This window comes from Candidatus Aegiribacteria sp., from assembly GCA_021108005.1.
Classification (GTDB): domain Bacteria; phylum Fermentibacterota; class Fermentibacteria; order Fermentibacterales; family JCC-6; genus Aegiribacteria.
Genome location: JAIORS010000164.1, coordinates 1 through 19,530, shown reverse-complemented (window position 1 = coordinate 19,530; position 19,530 = coordinate 1). Strand labels below are relative to the sequence as shown.

Genomic DNA, 19,530 nt, shown 5'->3' with positions numbered 1-19,530 from the left:
TAGTCTACCTGCAATATCAAATAGCTGAGCTCTCGCAATGACTGATTCATTAACATATGCTGATAAAACACAGCTAGCTAAATCAAAAGATATTATAGTTTGTTCAAAATGCTCCGTGTCTTGTACTAGGGATATGGGAATACACTGCCTATCATTTTTTCCAACAGCTAATACATATGCCGTTTGCCCACGAAATGATACTGAATGTAGATCGTAATCCGTACCACTCTGTCTGATATGCCATGATCCACCGTTAATCGAATTGATTACCTGTCCTCTAGAACCTACTGCGACTCGTGTGTTTACTGCATATTGATAATCTACACTCAAAAGGTGTGTATTTATTGGACTAGACTCATCTAACCAACTGGAACCGCCATTCAATGTTGATATTATAGTACCATTTAACCCAACTGCAGTAGCATAATCAGTCTGTCCTCTGAAAGCTATATCTCGAAGAGTATACGATGTTGGGGAGCTAATCGAATTCCAACTCGTACCACCAGTGAAGGAACGTAATATTAATCCATTTCCACCCACAGCAACGACATTTGACGTCTGACCGCAGAAAGCAACTCCGTATAAATCTGAAGACGTTCCACTTGATATAATTGTCCAACTCAATCCCGAGTTTGTCGTTCTAATGATGGTTCCATTTGAACCCACAGCAACTGCAGTTGATGTTGCACCTTGAAAAGCTATGCTGTTTAGTTGACATGTAGTTACATTGGAAGGATGAGACCACGATGAACCATTATTCTGCGTAACAATTACTTTACCGTTATTACCAACGGCTATTGCAGTATTGGTTTGACCGCAGTAGGCAATGTCATTTAATGTTTCGTAAGTACCACTGCTTAATGAAGTCCAACCAACTCCGTCATTTGCAGTTCTAAGCACAGTACCTTTCTCACCAACAGCAAGTGCCGTTGATGTCTGCTTTCTATAGTCAACACCCAAAAGCCATCTCTGAGTACCACTATTGCATGTGCTCCAACTTGAACCCGAATTTGTTGATCGGATGATTGCAGAGTTTTCGTAATCGTAACCAGTTGTTTCTGAAAGTTTATCAAGTGAAGACAACCCTATTGTAGTCATAGTCACCATGAGTATTATTAGTAGGATTCGCATATTCTCTCCTTTTCCTGATTATTGAACCTCTATATTAACTTATAATAAATATTGTTAAAAATTACACTATCTTAATTAAAGTATAGTAACTAATTTTTAATAACCTAGTAATAGATTGTCAAGTGTACAGAATCTGAATGGGAAGTGATTAATTTGTGGAATTATTGTAGATGGGCATTCTTAATTATAGAGGACCATCATGACCAATTGATGCATAACCACATATTATTTACATATATATCATGGAAGCAAGCAGATACATGATGGAAATTACTTCAGTCTGCACTATTTTTTGGTAATCTCGCTTTTTCCTCCGGGCAGGTCTCTTGCGATATAGCCAATTTTTTCCAGAGATTCTCGCATGTGGTCCGTAGCCTCGAAAAGCCTGTTCTCCCTCAGAATCCCTCTGGTCTCCGCCATTATCTCACACAGTTCCCTGCTATCTGTCTTCGAGGAAGCGGAACCGGCAGTATCAAGACCGAGAATATTGCCTGCAAGTTCTTCGAGTACCCCCGAAAGGGCAACCCTGTTTGCGGGCGAATCATCTTTGTCAAGAACAGCGTTGCCGCCCCGGATCAGATCAAAGATGGAAGCAAGAGCTCCGGGAGTGTTAAGGTCGTCATCCATGAATTCAAGGAAAGCTACCTTCGTTTTCTCTATCAGAGCTGTGGTTTCGCAGGAGGGTTCTCCGGTTGTTTCCAAATCCGTACGCCCGAGCCTTGCCCGAAAGGCTGTCAGTCTTTCAAGGGCGCTCTTCGCTGACTCAAGGCCCTTATTGGAAAAATCAAGTGGACTTCTGTAATGGCTCCTGAGGATATAGAGCCTTACGATCATGGGATCGAATTTTTCGAATATCTCTTTCAGAAGGGTGAAGTTTCCGAGGCTCTTGCCCATCTTCTGGCCATCCACGGTAACCATGTTATTGTGAAGCCATACACGCGCAAAGGGCTTCCCATTCGCTCCTTCGCTCTGAGCTATTTCCGATTCGTGGTGAGGAAAGATATTATCCAGTCCGCCACCGTGAATGTCCAGCGTATCACCTATATACCTCATTGACATCGCGGAGCATTCCAGATGCCAGCCCGGGTATCCCCAGCCCCACGGTGAATTCCATTTCAGTATGTGATCGTCTCCCGCTTTCTTCCAGAGCGCAAAATCTTTCGGATCCCTTTTTCTCTCGTCAACGGAAACTCTCGATCCGGGAATGAGGTCGTCAAGTTTTCTCCCGGACAGTTTACCATATCCTGGGAAACTGGATACCGAATAGTAAACGTAACCGTCAACCTCGTAAGCGTGGCCTCTCTCTATGAGTTTCTTTATCAGTTCTATCTGTTCGGGGATATGACCGGACGCTCTGGGAGACACATCCGGTCTCAGAACACCGAGGGCATCCATGTCGTCAAAGTAGGATTTTGTGTACTTCTCGGCTATCTGCATAGGTTCCAGTTTCTCGAGTCTGGCCTGCTCCTCTATCTTATCTTCCCCGGCATCAGCATTATCGGTGAGATGTCCAACATCCGTGATATTCTGTACGTACCGGACGTTGTATCCGATGTAACTGAGGTAACGGATGAGCACATCGAAGGAAACATAGCTTTTCCCGTGGCCCAGATGGCTGTGACTGTAAACCGTAGGACCACAGACGTAAACTCCCACGTATGGCGGAGATAGGGGTTCGAATTCCTCCTTCTGGCGGGTCAGGCTGTTGTATAGTTTCATCATGTTTCCTTCAGTCAAAATAATTCGTGTGCATGGCTTCACGAACGAGCTGTACCGTCTTTTTTCCTTCAATGCACGCCGCTTCAGTACCTCTTCTGAGAATTTCATCTACACGACCAGGTCTTTCGAACTGAACTCTCCGTTCCCGAATGGGTTCAAGAGTTTCCTCTATTACCTGAAAGAGCCTTTTCTTGCATGCAACGCAACCTATGGTTCCCAATCGGCACCGCTCCTCGATATCCGAGGATTCTTCACCATTGAAGGCCTGATGGTAGGAGAAGATCGTACATATTTCCGGATGTCCCGGATCATCCTTATGAATCCTGGCAGGATCGGTTACAGCTGACATCAACTTTTCCCTGACGTCCTTTGAAGGATCACTGAGATAAATGCAGTTCCGCAGGGATTTGGACATCTTGGCCCGGCCGTCCAGCCCGACCAGCCTTGCGGTCTCGCCCTTCAATCCCTCCGGCTCCGGAAAGACATTGGCATAAAGCTCATTGAACCTCCTGGCTATGAAGCGGGACACTTCTACTACAGGAAGCTGATCCTCTCCAACCGGTACGATATCAGATCTGCAGAAAAGAATATCCGCAGCCTGGCTCACAGGATAACCCAGGAATCCGTAGGTCATGTTCTCTTCAAAACCATGCTGACTGGCTTCAGTCTTGATGGTGGGGTTGTGCCGCAGCCGGTTAACGGTGACGAACATCGAAAAGAAAACGGTAAGCTCCGCAATCTGTGGAACCATACTCTGAATAAAAATATTAACGATTTCCGGATCAAGACCAACGGAAAGATTATCCAGTGTAACCTGTCTTACATCGACCGGAAGGTGTTCCGGATGGTCGAAATTCGTAGAAAGAGTCTGTACATCGGCCACAACTATGAAAGTATCGTACTCATTTTGCAGCTTCACCCTGTTCTGCAGTGATCCAACGTAATGCCCAAGATGAAGAGGTCCAGTGGGTCTGTCCCCCGTTAAGATACGTTTTTTTTCAATGCTCATTTTCACTCTCCCGTACACCAGGAATATTTGAATATCTGAAATCCCTCAGATCTATTTCACCGTGGTACTCCTCCAGAATGTTGTACGTTCTATCAACAAGATTATCAAGCTGCGGGCAGATCCTGGAGTAATCCGCAAGGTATCTGAATGTTCTGGGAATGTATCCCAGAAATCTTGTATCACCTGTTTTTCTGTACTGGAAACTGAAAGTGCCTATAGCCTTCAGGCTCCGCTGACATGCGGTCAGGGCAATCTGGAACATGTTCATGTCACCCTTCGCAACGACAAATTTCCTGGCTCTGTCCTCCCAGGAGAATCCTGCGTCTCTGTAACTGTCTCTTATAAGGCTGACAACATCGTATGCAGGTGGGCCAAACCTTGCATCCTGCCAGTCAACTATGGTTAACCGGTCTTTGTGAATCATGAGATTCGCACTGTGGAAATCTCTATGAACAAAAACCGCTGATTCTGATATCATACTGCACAAATTCCGCATCTCATTCTGAAGCGCGAGGAGTTCTTCCATTGGAACTTCAAGAAGCCGGAAAAACAGTGATTCCAGGGTACTCTCAAGCTCCGCCATGAAAAATGCGGGAGTGAAGCTTCTTCTACCGGCTATTGAACCGGAACAGGCCTTACCGTCAAGTTCTCTCTGCATGGATATAATAATGCTGATTGCTTCATCGAGATACTCCATGTATTTATCATCGTCTACATCAAGTAATCTCAGGTTGCCCAGGTCTTCCTGGAGAACCCAACCCTTCTTGGTATCGCATTCCATTATCGACGGGACATTGAACCCGTGATCGGAAAGAAGCTCATGAATATCCAGCCATGGCCATATGGGATACTTCCCGCTGTCCATTAGAATAAGAGTCTCTCCAGCTGAAAAAACACGCCAGAAGAGCCTTCCCGATACGTCACCGTGAAGTCTTTTTACCGTTACACTGTTATCGGTTCTGTTCCTGAGCCATGAAGCAACTTCCGGAGACATGGTTTTCATACAAATCCACCGTCAGTACTGCTGCAGAACCAGGGCAGAATACATTCTTCAAGTGTACCGCTTTCGAGAGATGATCCCTCAAGCATGACACTGTTTCGCAACACGGCACCACTCCCCAGAATACAGCTCTTGCCAATATTCCATGATCCCTCGAGAACAGCATCACTCGATACGCACGCTGTGGGATGAACATACGAACCTCCGGATAGAATATTCCTTCGAAGTATATCTATCCTTCCCATATCCAGCCATCTCCCATCCTGCCGGCAGGTTATCAGTCTCTTGCCGTTTACCGAAGCCTCGGAAGCAATTTCTGAGAACAATCCTTCTGAAGCCTGTATCCTTGCGGCTATAGCAGGAATCGATGGTTCCATTAAACTAATCCCCCAGTAATGCGTTCTTTCAGTGCCGCCTTGTCCGAATTTCATATACTCATCAGTGAATAAGGGAGAATAGATACCATCCCGGGGGAAACTCCCGGTTAAAGCTGTCCAGTCTGACTCCGTTTTCCTGTGGTACTCCAGCATCCCGATTGCATCAAAATCCTCAATGATCATATCCGTATTAACGATCATCCAGGTTCCACTGCTAATTGTATCAGTATGCCGCGCCAGCGTTGCTGATACACCCATCGGCCTTTCCTCGAAATATAATTCGCACATTTCTTCCTGCCAGACTTCCGATATTTCCCTCAGCAATGCTTCAGGACATCTGGAAGCGTTTATTCTGACTATACCAGGACACAAAACACGAATCTGCCTGGCAAGCCTTCCCAAAATAGATGTTTCTCCGTATGGAAGAAGGGCTTTGGGATGAATAAGAGAAAGGGGCTCATCCCTCCTGCCGTAACCGGCAGTAAGAAAAAAAACCCCCTCAATCTCCATACAGAACCAGTTTACCCGTAAATTTCTTTTCTATTGCAGTCACACAGCTTGACCCTGCGTCTCTGCGGACGCCAGTGTCCTTCGTCACTGTATATGGCGGCGTAAAGTACCATGGGTATCCTTTCCTTGCCGCATACCGGGCATTCATCCTGATGAAGTGTCCTGGCTTCGTGAGCCAGCTTAGCTGCAAAAGTTCTTTCTTTCTTAGGCATTCGAAGCATCCTCTCCGGTTATCACCGGGATACTGCAGGCGGAGGTCATGATTCTGTCCATCATTTCTCGATCACCGTTTTCGGCATATATCGCCTGAGCTGTTTCCAAAATAGTAAGCAAACCGCGGCGGATCTGTATAGAATTGAATCTGCCTTCAGAAGCCCACCAAAACGGGCACGAGTATAACATTTTATCGGCCAGTGAGGCAACCCTGCCCGATTTATACTGTTTTGAAATATCACTGACATTTTGAAGCAACTTCCTTAATCGCACATGAATCCGGTTGTCAGGATCTTCCCAGAGAGGCCATGGCTTACCTGCATCGAGGTCTCCGGGAGTTGTTGACCAGCTTCCGGATGGAACATCGGCCGATACGGATGGAAATCTTTTAAGCAGCTCTCCCGGATTTACTATGACTGCATCATCCATATTCTGAAAAGCCTCAAGGAAAGGAGCAAGGAATCTTTCGATGGTTCCTTTTCTGTGATGACCGTAAGTTTCGCCATCCATTGCTATCAGGATATAGGCATCCTCATCGCCTGTCCACTGATGCATGCCGGCTACTATCTCCTCAGCCATTCCCGAACCATCCTCTCCGTGAAAGGATATCCGGTTGCTCCAGAAATTGCTTCTTAGAAGTACGGCTACATCACCCACGCTGAGAATAGTTCTGCAGGGAACACTTCTGCCCGTCCAGGTCCAGGGAATGTCATCCGTTACTGTCCAGTTGTAGTTCATACTGCTGAATATCGATGGAAGTGAGGGAGAATAGGCCATTTCGGGGGGAAAAACACCTGATGGATTGTAGTTGCTTCCCAGTAGCCGGCGGTTCCCTTCTCTGTTCAGCTTCAGCTGTCTTCTTACATCATCTTCTTCTATCAGTGGAAATATGGGGTGATAAGCCCCTGAATCAGTGAATTCCAGATTTGCAGCGGCAGCGAGATGCTCAAGGGATACGGATTCCAGTTTCTCGAGCTGCTCCGTAAGAGAGTAATTAATATTTACCGCTACTCTGGCTCCGGATCGAACAAGCAATTCTGTAAGAGGCTTATAGCATTCCGCGTCAATCTCCGCCACCAGACGAATATCCTGTGTAGGCGGCTGATACATGTGCAGCAGCAAACTTATGTATTTCATCTTTTTCGCTCCCTAAGCAAAATCCTGTTCCCTATGGTCAGTCCCAGAAGTTCGGAAGCACTTCCGCGACTTACAGCGATTTCCATAAAGCCTTGACTGCCCTGAAGATATAGAATACCAGGATTATCAGCGTAAGTTGAAACCTCTTTTATGGATTCGATCCTGCCGTCGGGAAGCCGCAGTTCAGATGGATGAAATCCACATGCGGCGGATGTGGATAACCAGAGAACAGCATTACCGAATCTGTCTATATGAGCAACAGTTACTTTCAGCCCGTCGTCGTTCCGAGAAGGTGTCTCAATTTCTAATGGAACAAGTTTTTCAGTATCAACCGGTTCCAGATATTGCACCCATCCGGGATCGAGAATCAACCTCGCGCCTGCCGGAGCGAAAACATCCCTTCCATGAAACGTATTGCTGGATCCACCAGGATGATCAGGCAGCCTCCAGCAATTGCCTGAGGGAAGAAGGCCGAAAAGACCATTATCAGGCCCGACATAGTGAGTGCCCTCCACTTCGCAGACCACTCCCCCGCGAACCGTCCCCACTCCCGGATCAACCACTGCTACTACTACTGAACCGGCCGGGATAACTTTCCGGGAAACGTAAAGATGGAAAGCGCCTTCGGTTACTGAACCAGCCTTTATATCATGCGTAAGGTCGATTATTGAGATACGATCTGAGGACATCGAGAGTATCACAGCCTTCATCTGAGCAACGTATGTATCCGATACTCCAAAGTCGGAAAGCAGAAACACAACTCTGTTCATCTGTATTTTAAGACCACTAGAGTCTGATCATCACCCTGTGGCGAACCTTTTGAATGGGAGTTAACAGCATCCAGTATCCCGCCTGAGATCTTTTGAGCTGACAGGTCACGGTTTTCCCGAACAGTTTTATTAAGCCTCTCTGTGCCGAATTCCAAACCTGACGAATTCATGGCTTCCGTCAGCCCGTCGGTGTACAGGACAAGCACATCACCGGATTCAAGTTTTACTGTTCCGTGCTCGTATTCCGCCACGGTAGAAAGACCCAGAATCAGTCCGCCCTTGTAAAGCCATCGGGATTTCCCCTTCCTCTTTACAAGAAGCGGAGGATTATGTCCGGCATTAACGTATGTCAACTGGCCCGTGTCAAGAGCCAGGACACCGTAGAAAAGACCGGTCATAATAGGATCACCCTCGTCAAGAACGGAGGATTCATTAACCTTCTGAATGATCTCGCTGATGGAATAGATACTTTGAACATGTGCTTTCAGAGTACCCTTCAGTCCGGCCATGGTCAACGCTGCCGGGATGCCTTTTCCGGTTACATCGGCAATTGCAAGTCCAAGGTTACGATCAGGGAGGTGAAAGAAATCGTAGTAGTCCCCTCCCACTTCTCTTGCCGGTCTATAAAAAATCTCTATATCGTAACCCTCAGCATTTGGAGGACTATCCGGAAGCAGGTCAAGCTGTATCTTCCTCGCCATAATCAGTTCCTCCGATATGGCGTTTCCGGTTGAGAGCCTGTTAAGAAGAATGTCAGGCATTCTGTTCCTGATGGTTTCCGAAGCCAGAAGTCCGGGAGTTTCGGTAATCAGTTTTATCACTTCCATTCGAACGTTTCTATCCGGATCAGCGAACCTGTCAGCTAGCTTCACATCGATATTCGACGTTGAATACAGCTCCGGATGTTTTCTCAGGCCGCTGACGGCCTCCAGTCGCACATCTGCGGCAGAATCATCAAAAGCTTTTATCATTACTGGAAGCAGCTTCTCCGGGGATATGGAAACGTTTTCGAGCAGACCGCTGAGAGCGCTGTGGCGTACATAGGAATCTTTGTCATCTAACAATTCGTTCAGAATCGGATCAATATCTTCCGATTCACCACTTTCAAACTCCCCCAGGGTAAGGGCGACAGATGCCCTCACAACCCGCTTTTTATCGTGCGCCAGTTGCCTGAGAACGTCTGAAGTATCATCGGTCTTGAGTCCAAGGTCACGGATCGCATTCACCAGCGATTTTCGGATATATGAGGAGGAATCCATCCTGAATTCAGCTGTCAGATCGGATACGGTATCCCCCAGATCACTGCTGTTCCAGAGTACGAAGAACGGAAGAGCGGCTCTTTTCTTAAATACACAGGCTTCAATTATACCTTCGATCAGCTCAACGGACGCTTCTATAAGATCTGTCCTGCCGAGGCAAATAAGCTGGCTGAGAGCCTCCCTTCCCTCATGGTGATCGGAGATCAGAACTGCGATCAGAAGGTCTCTTCTTATTTCAGTTTCCATGATGGTGTAGTATCGCAGAACCATGCTGGCGAATGCCCTGCTGAACGCGATCCGTTCGTAAATAAGCTCCCAGAGGTTCTCTTTCTCCTCCGGATCAAGGGAGGAATAGTTCATCAGCATGCACCGCGTGACTGGAAGAATATCTTCCTCTGACAGATCGGTTCTGATGGATTCCCTCACTTCACTGCTGAAATACCTCAGTCTGGCTCCTATCCTCCAGGCCATCCTGCCCTTACCTCCTGGAGGGAGCCGGTCCATAAGAACCAGAAGAAGGTCGTTGAATTCCTGGTTGAACCCTTCAAGCTTTCTGTCAAGAAGTCCCAGAATAAGGGCAGTCATCAACACTGGATTACCGTCCGCCAGAACCTCGTTCAGCACGTCGAATTCCCTGGTTTCAAGAGTTGGAAACTTGCTGCCTATGTACATCATCAGGGCCTGCCGGACGGAGTAAGAATCGTCCTCCAGGAAGTCTGTATAGATCTTCCTGCCTTTCTCTGACATTCCCCAGAGAGTCAGATCCTGAAGGAACTGCCCCCTTATTCTCGATTCGGGATCAGTCATCACCGAATGCACCAGATCACCGAACGCAGACGACTCAAGAACCCACTGCCTCCCGAGAGTTCCGGCCAAGGCAATTCTTACTTCTATATCACCCTTCTCCATCATTATCCTGTACATGCTTATTATCGACTCATCTGAATGCTCTGCGGAGCTTTGGAGCATGTTTAGAACATCAGTGAGAACGATCCAGGATCTCTCGGATGCGACGTGAAGAAGAAGCTTCGCCCGCACTTCATCGGAGAGGCTTTTAAAGAAGCCGGCAAGGAAGTACCCGGCCCTTCTAACGCCCGATTCCTCACTCCCTAGCAATGTATCCACAAAAGCGCGGATGACCTGAGCATCTTCCTCAAGAAGCTCGCGAATTCCTCTGTCTATGGCCCACATTCTTACCGAATCACTACCGGTGATATAAACTTCACCGCTTCCGCATATTCTTCTGAATGGATCTGCGCCTCTGGCGGCAAGGGATCTGCTGTAGAACTCTTCCAGCTCTTCACTGGATGGAAACCTCTTGTTCTCCTGTACAATGAGCCTTTCTAAAAGCCTGAAGAGAATCCGTTTGAATACCGCTTCGGCAACAACAGGGTCGAAGGCCGCCAGTAGAAGAAGCTCAGCTTTATCGAGGGAAGGCAGTTCACGGAACCATATCAGAGCCTCCCTGCCCTGTTCCAGTCTCCATCTTCGATCGGTTGAAGGTTCCGGGAGTTTGACATGGGCATCATCGTACGAATCAAAAATCCTGGTGATCTCCGGAGATGATGTCGCCAGTATCAGCCTGTGCCTGGATTCCGTTGCCCTGATAATCAGGGAGAGAATCGTTGACCACAGACGTGAAGGATAGATATCCACAATTCTCCTGAGAGTATCGATATCAAGGAAAACAGCACAGTCCTCAGAACCTGTAAGAAGCTGCACAACTTCCCTGAAGTTCAGGTCTCTTGTGATTATTTCAATAGGATTAAGACCGTCCAGAGAGGCTTCAACCAGCAGCTTTCTCGAAATGGTTGTCTTTCCAGCGCCAAGGGAACCGCTTAGACACACGAATCCGCGCCGTTTTACAACTTCTCTTGCTTTATCAAAAGAATCACTGTCTACGGAAAGCACATCGATGTCACCGTAGGATTCAAGCAGTTCTCTGCCCTCAGGATAGGGAAATGATTCCCGGTTCAAGCTACGAAGCCAGTCTTGAACCTGATTACGAAGGAGTTCCCTGCCTTCGTTAGCGGAAGAGAAAGTCCAGCATAGAGAGTTTTTTACAAGTTCCTGAACCGCGTTATCATCCTCCGGTTCCTTTATGAAACATATCCCGGCAACCGGGATACTATGCCGGAAGCAATTATAATAGATGCTTCTGAGTTCGGGAGAAAGTGGTCCGTTGATTACAAGAAGCAGAGCGTCTGAAACATGTATATCCGATCGAGAGATCTGAATTTCATCGGCCCATCTGGGAGGTATAAGAAGCTGAACGTCCGTTTTGAGAATATCCCGGATACCCCCGGGCAGTTCCCTGGCTTCGAATACTACTGAAAGAGTGAAACTGTTCACGGAATGAGCTTCACTTTCAGGTCAGAGGCCAGATAAGAGTAACCCTCGTCTTTCCTTCCGGAGTAAGACCGAACTCAACCCATTTGGCAAGGTTCCGGGCAATAAGAATTCCTCTCCCCCTTGTAGAAAGAAGTTCTTCTCCATCTCCCGGATTGAAGCCTAGAGCCTTTTCAGGTTCCCATTCTCCCTCATCATCTATCAAAAACCGGATTCTGTTAGGTAAGATATTGAAACTGATAGTAACTGTCTTTTCCGGATCGTTTCTGTTTCCGTGTTCCATAGCGTTCTTAGCCAGTTCAACAACCGCAATTGACAGGGAAGACAGATCATTCTCTGAAACTTCCGCAGATCTCCCTATAGCTTCGATTATCAGCTGGAGAGGTTCAAGCACATTCGCATCACTGGGAAAGCGCATCTCTATCGGGCGCACAGTCATTCCCCGAAACTATCCAACGCTTTCTGTTCATCAGAATATGTATCGAAGATCGTAATCAGTTTTGTGATGATGAACAATTCGTGGATTTTCTTCGTGGCATTCAGAATTTTAAGAGCTCCGCCTGCTCTTGAAAGGGTAGTATGGCCGGATACAATTACTCCCAGACCGGAACTGTCCATCCAGTTCACTTTTCCAAGATTAAGAACGATCTTCTTTTTATCCTGGTCAACAGCTTTCTGGAATACATCCTTTACTTCCATAAGCTCAGGGCCACCGATGACTTTGCCGGAAAGAGCAATAAGGAGAATATCACCCTTCATTTCTTGTTTGATCTTCAACTTCTACCTCCCGAAAATTGAAAGTGTCTTCAGCAACGAGAATTGATCTTTGTTTAATATAGCCCTAAAACTCAATTTGACAAAACCCACGTCAGAACTCATGAGCAGGCAACAAAATTCTTCCACTCGATAAAGCCCAGTCCGCTGAGGAATTCCATTATGGATTTCCTTGCTCCGGGGAGCCTTGAAGCTATTACTACAGGCACGTCAGGTCTTGCTGAAAACTCCCCGGCGCCCTTCACAGGTCTCCCACGCAACCTCTCTCCCTGCCTGCTCTCTGATGGATCGATGAAAGCTTCAATATAAAATCCGTTATCCTGCAGACATTTTCCCAGCCTCCTGGCTGTCTGACCGCTTCCAGCCACGAATATTTTTTTACCGGACATACATGGTACATATTCAAGGTACTTCGCCTTGAGCTTGTAGAAACTTGTAAGGGAATAAGCTCTGCTGGTCCGTGAAAGCCTGTCTGCCCTGTCCCTCCATCTGAGTAGAACTTCAGGTACACGCGCGAACCTGTAGCCCCTGCTCCATAGTCGGAGCCACAATTCGTAATCCTCGGGCAGTTCCCTTTCGGTATAGCCACCCTCCGCGAGAATGCTCCGTCTATGGTAAAAGGCGCTGGGATGAGGCACAGGGCTTTCTATGAACAGGTTTTTCTCTATCTCTTCAGGCTCTATCAGATTGTTCAGCCAGTTTTCATAAAGCCTGTAGCCACGGGTAACATCCTCATCAGGGAAACTGTGAACCTTGCAGGACACAACAGTACGAGATCCCATCGATACGGCAAGCCGTAACTGTTTCTCGATTCGCTCCGGCAGTGAGATATCGTCCGCATCCATCCTCGCGATCCAGGTTCCCCTGCATCTTTCCAACCCGGTATTCAGAGCGTCCACCAGTCCGGTACCGGCAGAATTAACAAGTACGAACCGTGAATCCCTTGAACAGCATTCTTCCACAATCCGGACAGACGAATCCACCGATTCATCGTTAACAAGTACCACTTCAAAATCTCCGAAAGTCTGCCCCGCAATTGATGCAAGAGCACTGTCGAGGTACTTTTCCGCGTTTTTAAATGGTAGCAGAACTGAAACAGCGGGTGAGCTCAATTGGACAGATTCTCAACCACCTGCTGAAGCTCATCAGGAGTTCCCGCAGGCCTTCCGCATGCTGCACCTATACACGGCTGGGCGTATGGATATGCGGAATTCGGAAGGTGCATCGCTTCGATTTCCAGGCTGTCCGATGGTATGGATGGGTCGTAAAAATCCACGCCTTCCTCACCTGCAAGCTCAACAGCCCTGTCCATCAGTATATCTGTAAGAGTGTCTGCAGAGAATCCCACAACGTTGATGTGCAGTTCCAGTTCTTCATCATGATGTTCATCAGAAGTATCCGGCATTAAAGACCCTGAAACAGCATTCCTGAAAAAGCTTTCATCCCTTACTCCGGCCGCCCTTGTAATCTCAGTACCCTCCGAATCGAATACAACAGTTATGGGAAGAACGTTCGAAAGGTGCCATTCATCCTTCAACAGTGCTGCATCGCTTTCGTTAAGCCAGACTACAGGCATTGAGAGTTTGAATCCTTCGCGGAAATTCAGCAGAGTTTCCAGTTCCGGATCACCCAGATCAACCGCAATAGCCGCTATATCACCTTCCATGGATCTGTAAACCTCATCAATGTGGGGCAATTCCCCCACACATGGAGTACACCATACAGCCCAGAAATTCACAATAATCGGTTTCCCTTCGTTCAGTGAAATAAGGCTGTCCAGAGCTTCCCTGCCCACTACAAGCGGCCCCTGAATAACCTGACTGTCATCCACAGTATAATGGCTGCCGCTGTACATGATAATCGGGAACAGAAAAATCAGAATCAGGGGAATCCAGAGATAATCACTGAACTTCTCATACACAACCATCAGCTTCCACCCCGTTTCCGGGTGTCATGATGTATAGCGTTCACAGGACACACATCAATACATTTGCCGCACCTGATGCATTCCGCTGAGTTCGGTTCCTTATAGATAGCGATATCCACCGGACAGACGGACATGCATTTGTCACACTTCACGCATGACGAATCAACCCTCATCCTGAAAACCGAGGCCTTTCCTGCCAGCCCCCAGAATGCACCCAGAGGACAGAGAACACGGCAGAAGGGCCGTTTTGAAGTAACTGACCATAGTAGAATAAGAACAAGCACAACGGTTTTCCATGAAAACAGGAAACCCGTCTGGAGGGTAACACCGGAATCATGAAGAACAAGAGGTATTCCAGCTGTGAGTGTTCCGGAGGGGCAGATGACCTTGCAGAACCAGGGATCGCCCCCTGCGCCTGCTACAGTCCTGAGAGCCAAAGGAAGAATGACGACAAAAATAAGAAGGATCGCATACTTGGCATCTCTCCATGAAACGGGAATCCTGATTTTCGGTGATGGAATTTTATAGATAAGATCCTGCAAAAGCCCGAAAGGACATATCCAGCCGCAGGCGAATCTACCGGCTATAAATCCGAAAACCAGCATAAAACCGATAACTCCCAGAAGAATAACCGCGTCAGGTCTTCCGGTTGCTATGCCTCCCAGAAATCCATCCGTTGAAAGAATATTCTGAACCGACCCAACAGGACATGCAAGAACACTCGAAGGGCACGAATAACAGTGAAGTCCGGGAACACAGAACATCTTGGATTTGCCTGTAAAGATCGTTCCGTTGATCCATCCCTTGACGTAAAGATTTGCAAGAAAAAGTGATGAGAACTGAACCAGTCTGCGGGTTTTTTCCCTTACAAATATCACTAGCCTATACCAATACATTCGAGGCAGATATTCGCGGCTTTTTGCCAGATAACAACAGGGTTACCCCATACATAGCCCGATACAGCCATGAGGACCGCGATAACCAGCAGAGATATTCTGATTGATAAATGGATATTCCTCATATTCACCAATCGATAGTATTGATGGAGGCGGCGATCGGATTTGAACCGATGAATGGTGGATTTGCAGTCCACTGCCTTCCCACTTGGCTACGCCGCCTTACAATGGAGGTCAATAATACAAATTCATGACTTCCAGGGCAAGACTCTTTTCGTCAGTCAACCCAGTCAAGGCTTATATTGAGTGAACCGGAATAAGACATCTGCCCGAAAGGTGTTGAAATTGTAGGAACAGCTGTAACCAGCATCCTTCCAATATGATCCCTATCTCTTAGGTGAGAATCGATACCCCCTATTGCAAGTGCCATGTCTATGAACTCAAGAGCACCCATATCACTCATGAGAGGAACCGCATCGAAACTGATATCAAGCGGAAGTATTACAGTTTCGTCCGCTCCGGGAACTTCCAGGGGCTGGGACATCGTTCCCGAAGCTACCCAGGTTGTATCAAAGGCTATCCCTGAGTCCCCATCAAGATAGAGATCCCAGACAAGGGATGACAGTGTAACGGGAATAATATCGGGTCCGGTCGAGCCGTTGTTAGGATTGTGAATGCCTATATTGAGTGTAAAATCCACCGGGCAGCTTCCCGAACCCCATACAGCCAGCACTTCAGCAATCTGGGTAACGGAAAGGCTCGAAAGGCTGTCGAGCTGAATCCCGGTAACGACAAAATCCTCAGTATTCTCTATCCTGAACTGGCATCTCAGAAGGGTAAACGGATCATCAGGGCTGCACGCCGTAAACAGTACGCTGATAACTAGAAAGCAAGAGAGAATAATTGACTTCCTCATGATCTATTCCTTTCATGCTGTTTTTTCTATAAGTTATAGATTATCTAATCAATTCTGTTCCCGAAAACAGCACTTAGAAAAAATAGCGACAATTAATATGTAATCACATCAACTGGAGGAAAAAAGAAAATGCCGGCCGACTGGATGAATGTATCGTCACTTTCCTTTAATACTATTTTGCTGTTTGAGAGGGTTCAGCTCAGCTGGTTTCCCGGATGGATACCGGAAAAGGAATTTGCAGTCGCATTGAGAGCAAACCCGCACGTGGAATGGTACTTGCGACATAAATGTCCTGAATTGAACGAATGGCTGGATAAGGTAACGAGTAGAGAGGATGGAAATCAACCATCGAATCCTGAAATCCGTCAGGCTGAAATGGAGATTCTGAAAACCGTTAATGATCTTGTTGTATACGTCGTGTCCCCGGATGTTTACGATTCTCAACCATTTCTGAAGTGGAACCCTGATGAACTGACATCCCTGATTGATTTTTCCGGCAAAAGGGTGATCGATATCGGCAGTGGTACTGGAAAACTAGCGTTGATTGCCGCTTCGAAAGCAAAGGCTGTATACGCGGTCGAACCTGTTGCTAACCTGCGTATATATCTGAAAAAGAGAACCATGGAACTGGGATTGAATAACGTATTCGTAGTTGATGGTCTTATTCAGGATATACCGTTTGCGGATGATTTCGCGGATATAACAATTGGAGGTTTCGTATTCGGTGAACATCCGGATGAAGAACTCCGGGAAATGATGCGAGTAACAAAACCATGCGGCACAGTAATACTATGTCCGGGTAATACCGACAGTGATAATGACAAACATGACTTCCTTATCGGAAAGGGGTTTGAATGGTCACAATTCAAGGAACCGGGAGTAAGACCTGTTCGTAAGTACTGGAAAAAAGTCAGACCGTAAGATCCGAACTAATCCATATGCTTCCTTGATATGCATACTTGCACAAATCACAGAAGGCGTATAATATATTGTTGGACAGGATAATCTTAAAAGACCAACGCAACTTAAAAGAAAGCGGTATAACCGGTGAATGAGAAACAGTTCGACAGTTATTTTGAACTCGGGCTGATCGGTATGGCGATTGTCACACCTGAAATGAACTTCATTGATGTCAATAACTACTTTTGTGAAATGCTCGGATACTCCAGGGACGAACTACTGAAGAAAAAATGGTCTGAGCTAATCTATCCTGACGATTTGAGAAAAAACGTTAACGCTTTAAAAAAGGTACTCTCCGGTGAAACTGAGGGCTACAAGCTGGAAAAACGTCTGATGCACAGTAACGGCAGTACTGTTAATGTGAGTATCGCTACCAAATGCACGAGAAAACCGGACGGATCAGTAAACAGTCTGCTTTCACTTGTTCAGGATATCACAGAGAGAAAAAAAGCCGAAGAGAGTATCCGAGAATCAGAGTTGAAATACAGAACCGTTGTTGAGAACGCGAGAGAAATGATCTGGCAGCTGGACAGAGATGGGAATTTCGTATTCTTCAACAAGTACGCAGAAGAGCTATCCACAAGAAAAAGCACTGATTGGAAGGGCGAGGATTTTTCACCGGCTGTTCACCCGGATGATCTTGATCGGGTTAAAAAGATTTTCATTGATACGCTGAGCGGCAATCTCAATGAATATGAAGTCAGAATATTCGTAGGAGAGAATGACATAGCTGAACTCACGGTCCAGACACTTCCTGTATATACTGATGGAGAGATTACCGGAACGCTGAGTTTCGGTAGGGATATCACCGAAGAAAAAAGATCTCAGCGAGCATTGAAGGCCTCCGAAGAACGGTACCGTTCACTTCTTGAGAATATCCCTGTCGGAGTGTTTCGTTCAACCTCCGACAAGGATGGAACATTCATCTCTGTTAATCCTGCGCTTGCCAGAATGTTCGGCTTTGGAAACACGGAAATGATGCTCAGGGCAAAGGTATCTGACTGCTATCATAGTATCGAGGATCGCGAACGATTCATAAGCAGTCTCAGAAAAGAAGGTTCTGTTTCAGGATACGAAGCTCAATTCAAACGTTTAGATGCTTCAACCTTCTGGGGTTCACTGACATCAAAAGCAACACTCGATGAAAAAGGAAGGATTCTTTACCTTGACGGTATTCTCGAAAACATAACCGAACGGAAATCAATTCAGGAAGCGCTTCGGGAATCAGAAGAACGATACCGCCGCCTTCTCGATCATAATCCTGCGGCGATTGTCGTTCATGTCAATGGCAAAATTGTTTATGCCAACAAGGCAAGTCTTGATCTCGTAGCTGCCTCCTGCCCTGAAGACGCTCTCGGTAAAATGATTTTTGACTTCGTCCATCCCGATTACAGGAGTATCGTACTTGACCGTCTTGAACTGTGTCAGAAAGATGGAAAATTCGCGCATCCTATCGAGGAAAAGTTTCTTCGGCTCGATGGTGAATCCGTTGACGTTGAGGTAACAGCAATACCCATAACGTACCAGGGTCAGCCTGCTTCTCAGGTTGTTTTCTGGAATATCACAAGCAGAAAACAAGCGGAAGAGAACATAAAGAACAACCTTGATGAACTGAATAGAACTCTTAAAGGAACCGTAGACGCGCTGTCTTCAGCAGTTGAAACAAGAGACCCTTACACGGCAGGTCATCAGAAGGAAGTAGCAAGATTTGCGTGTGTGGTTGCAAAAGAAATGAACCTTCCAGACGAAATGATTGAAGGTCTTCGCGTCGCAAGTTTACTGCACGATATCGGTAAGATTAAAATTCCGGCGGAGATCCTTAGCAAACCCGCGGTTCTTACGGAGATAGAATACGAATTAATTAAAACTCATCCGGAGGCAGGCCTTGAAATCCTCAAGACCATCAGTTTCCCATGGCCTGTAGGAAAAATCGTCCTGCAGCACCAGGAGAGAATAGATGGTTCAGGATATCCCAACGGCCTCAAAGGAGATGAAATCTGCCTTGAAGCGCGTATTCTGGGAGTCACAGATGTGGTGGAGGCAATGTGTTCCCATCGCCCCTACAGGAGTTCCCGGGGTATGGAAAAAGCACTTGAGGAAATATCGCAGAACAAAGGCATACTGTACGATGAAGAAGTTGTTGATGCGTGTCTTAAATTGTTTAGAGAAGAAAGATTCTGTCTCTGTACTACCTAGCGTATATTCTGGAATGATTTTACACATGTGGAAGTATAACTATGACTGAAACATCAGAGATAACAGATACTGAGGTTCTCCTGAAGGAACTACCTGAAGCCCGCGGACTGGATAAAATCCATATTCTAGCTGATCTGACCGTAGCCTTCAGGGAAATCAATCCGGAAAAAGTAATTGAATTCGGGAAACAGGGGCTGGAACTGCTTCAGGAAACTGAAGAAAAAGATCTGGAATCGGTTATACTGAGCGAACTCTGTTGGGCATATCAGCGCATAGACGAGTATCAGACATCACTGGATCACGGCTTTGAAATGCTTGAGCTTACAATCGAAACTAAAGATGACAAGTCTAAGGCTACCGCACTGAATAGAATTGGTGCAACATACT

18 protein-coding genes and 1 tRNA gene are annotated in these 19,530 nt (G+C 46.6%); 3 read left to right on the top strand and 16 right to left on the bottom strand.

Features of this window, described 5'->3' with window-relative positions:
* The 16 genes from K8S15_10110 to K8S15_10035 form a co-directional block, all read right to left on the bottom strand.
* The coding region (locus tag K8S15_10110) for a hypothetical protein (GenBank protein MCD4776388.1) at positions 1 to 1,131 on the bottom strand (1,131 nt) is incomplete at its 3' end.
* A 285-nt stretch (positions 1,132 to 1,416) separates the two neighbouring features.
* Positions 1,417 to 2,853, bottom strand: coding sequence for a cysteine--tRNA ligase (cysS, locus tag K8S15_10105; GenBank protein MCD4776387.1), 1,437 nt, complete (start codon positions 2,851 to 2,853; stop codon positions 1,417 to 1,419).
* A 7-nt stretch (positions 2,854 to 2,860) separates the two neighbouring features.
* Positions 2,861 to 3,859 (bottom strand): tryptophan--tRNA ligase, encoded by a 999-nt coding sequence (gene trpS, locus K8S15_10100; protein ID MCD4776386.1) that lies wholly within the window; start codon positions 3,857 to 3,859, stop codon positions 2,861 to 2,863.
* The gene (locus K8S15_10095; GenBank protein MCD4776385.1) at positions 3,849 to 4,862 is read right to left on the bottom strand and encodes a phosphotransferase; all 1,014 of its coding nucleotides are present in this window, start codon (positions 4,860 to 4,862) and stop codon (positions 3,849 to 3,851) included. The genes trpS and K8S15_10095 overlap by 11 nt, the downstream gene beginning before the upstream one ends.
* On the bottom strand, positions 4,859 to 5,746 hold the full coding sequence (locus K8S15_10090; GenBank protein MCD4776384.1) for an NDP-sugar synthase: 888 nt from the start codon (positions 5,744 to 5,746) through the stop codon (positions 4,859 to 4,861). The genes K8S15_10095 and K8S15_10090 overlap by 4 nt, the downstream gene beginning before the upstream one ends.
* Before the next feature lie 11 nt (positions 5,747 to 5,757).
* Positions 5,758 to 5,958: a hypothetical protein gene (locus K8S15_10085; protein ID MCD4776383.1), complete on the bottom strand. Its 201-nt coding sequence runs from the start codon at positions 5,956 to 5,958 to the stop codon at positions 5,758 to 5,760.
* On the bottom strand, positions 5,951 to 7,096 hold the full coding sequence (locus tag K8S15_10080) for a hypothetical protein (protein ID MCD4776382.1): 1,146 nt from the start codon (positions 7,094 to 7,096) through the stop codon (positions 5,951 to 5,953). Before K8S15_10080 ends, K8S15_10085 begins: the two co-directional genes overlap by 8 nt.
* Positions 7,093 to 7,866, bottom strand: a complete 774-nt coding sequence (locus K8S15_10075) for an SAM-dependent chlorinase/fluorinase (protein ID MCD4776381.1) — start codon at positions 7,864 to 7,866, stop codon at positions 7,093 to 7,095. Before K8S15_10075 ends, K8S15_10080 begins: the two co-directional genes overlap by 4 nt.
* A complete protein-coding gene (locus K8S15_10070) occupies positions 7,863 to 11,477 on the bottom strand; it encodes a SpoIIE family protein phosphatase (GenBank protein ID MCD4776380.1) in 3,615 nt (1,204 codons plus the stop codon). The genes K8S15_10075 and K8S15_10070 overlap by 4 nt, the downstream gene beginning before the upstream one ends.
* Before the next feature lie 16 nt (positions 11,478 to 11,493).
* A complete protein-coding gene (locus K8S15_10065) occupies positions 11,494 to 11,913 on the bottom strand; it encodes an ATP-binding protein (protein ID MCD4776379.1) in 420 nt (139 codons plus the stop codon).
* Positions 11,910 to 12,251, bottom strand: a complete 342-nt coding sequence (locus K8S15_10060) for an STAS domain-containing protein (protein ID MCD4776378.1) — start codon at positions 12,249 to 12,251, stop codon at positions 11,910 to 11,912. The genes K8S15_10065 and K8S15_10060 overlap by 4 nt, the downstream gene beginning before the upstream one ends.
* Positions 12,252 to 12,349: 98 nt before the next feature.
* A complete protein-coding gene (locus tag K8S15_10055) occupies positions 12,350 to 13,360 on the bottom strand; it encodes a glycosyltransferase (protein MCD4776377.1) in 1,011 nt (336 codons plus the stop codon).
* The gene (locus tag K8S15_10050) at positions 13,357 to 14,175 is read right to left on the bottom strand and encodes a redoxin domain-containing protein (GenBank protein MCD4776376.1); all 819 of its coding nucleotides are present in this window, start codon (positions 14,173 to 14,175) and stop codon (positions 13,357 to 13,359) included. The genes K8S15_10055 and K8S15_10050 overlap by 4 nt, the downstream gene beginning before the upstream one ends.
* The gene (locus K8S15_10045) at positions 14,175 to 15,071 is read right to left on the bottom strand and encodes a 4Fe-4S binding protein (protein MCD4776375.1); all 897 of its coding nucleotides are present in this window, start codon (positions 15,069 to 15,071) and stop codon (positions 14,175 to 14,177) included. The genes K8S15_10050 and K8S15_10045 overlap by 1 nt, the downstream gene beginning before the upstream one ends.
* 147 nt (positions 15,072 to 15,218) lie before the next feature.
* Positions 15,219 to 15,293 (bottom strand) — tRNA-Cys (locus K8S15_10040).
* 55 nt (positions 15,294 to 15,348) lie between these two features.
* Positions 15,349 to 15,987 carry a hypothetical protein gene (locus K8S15_10035; protein MCD4776374.1) on the bottom strand — a complete coding sequence of 213 codons (639 nt, stop codon included), beginning with the start codon at positions 15,985 to 15,987 and terminating at the stop codon, positions 15,349 to 15,351.
* 129 nt (positions 15,988 to 16,116) lie between these two features.
* On the opposite strand from K8S15_10035, the gene K8S15_10030 reads away from it, so the two are divergent.
* The 3 genes from K8S15_10030 to K8S15_10020 all read left to right on the top strand — a co-directional run.
* On the top strand, positions 16,117 to 16,908 hold the full coding sequence (locus tag K8S15_10030; GenBank protein MCD4776373.1) for a methyltransferase domain-containing protein: 792 nt from the start codon (positions 16,117 to 16,119) through the stop codon (positions 16,906 to 16,908).
* A gap of 126 nt (positions 16,909 to 17,034) precedes the next feature.
* On the top strand, positions 17,035 to 19,143 hold the full coding sequence (locus K8S15_10025) for a PAS domain S-box protein (protein ID MCD4776372.1): 2,109 nt from the start codon (positions 17,035 to 17,037) through the stop codon (positions 19,141 to 19,143).
* A 41-nt stretch (positions 19,144 to 19,184) separates the two neighbouring features.
* The coding region (locus K8S15_10020; GenBank protein ID MCD4776371.1) for a hypothetical protein at positions 19,185 to 19,530 on the top strand (346 nt) is incomplete at its 3' end.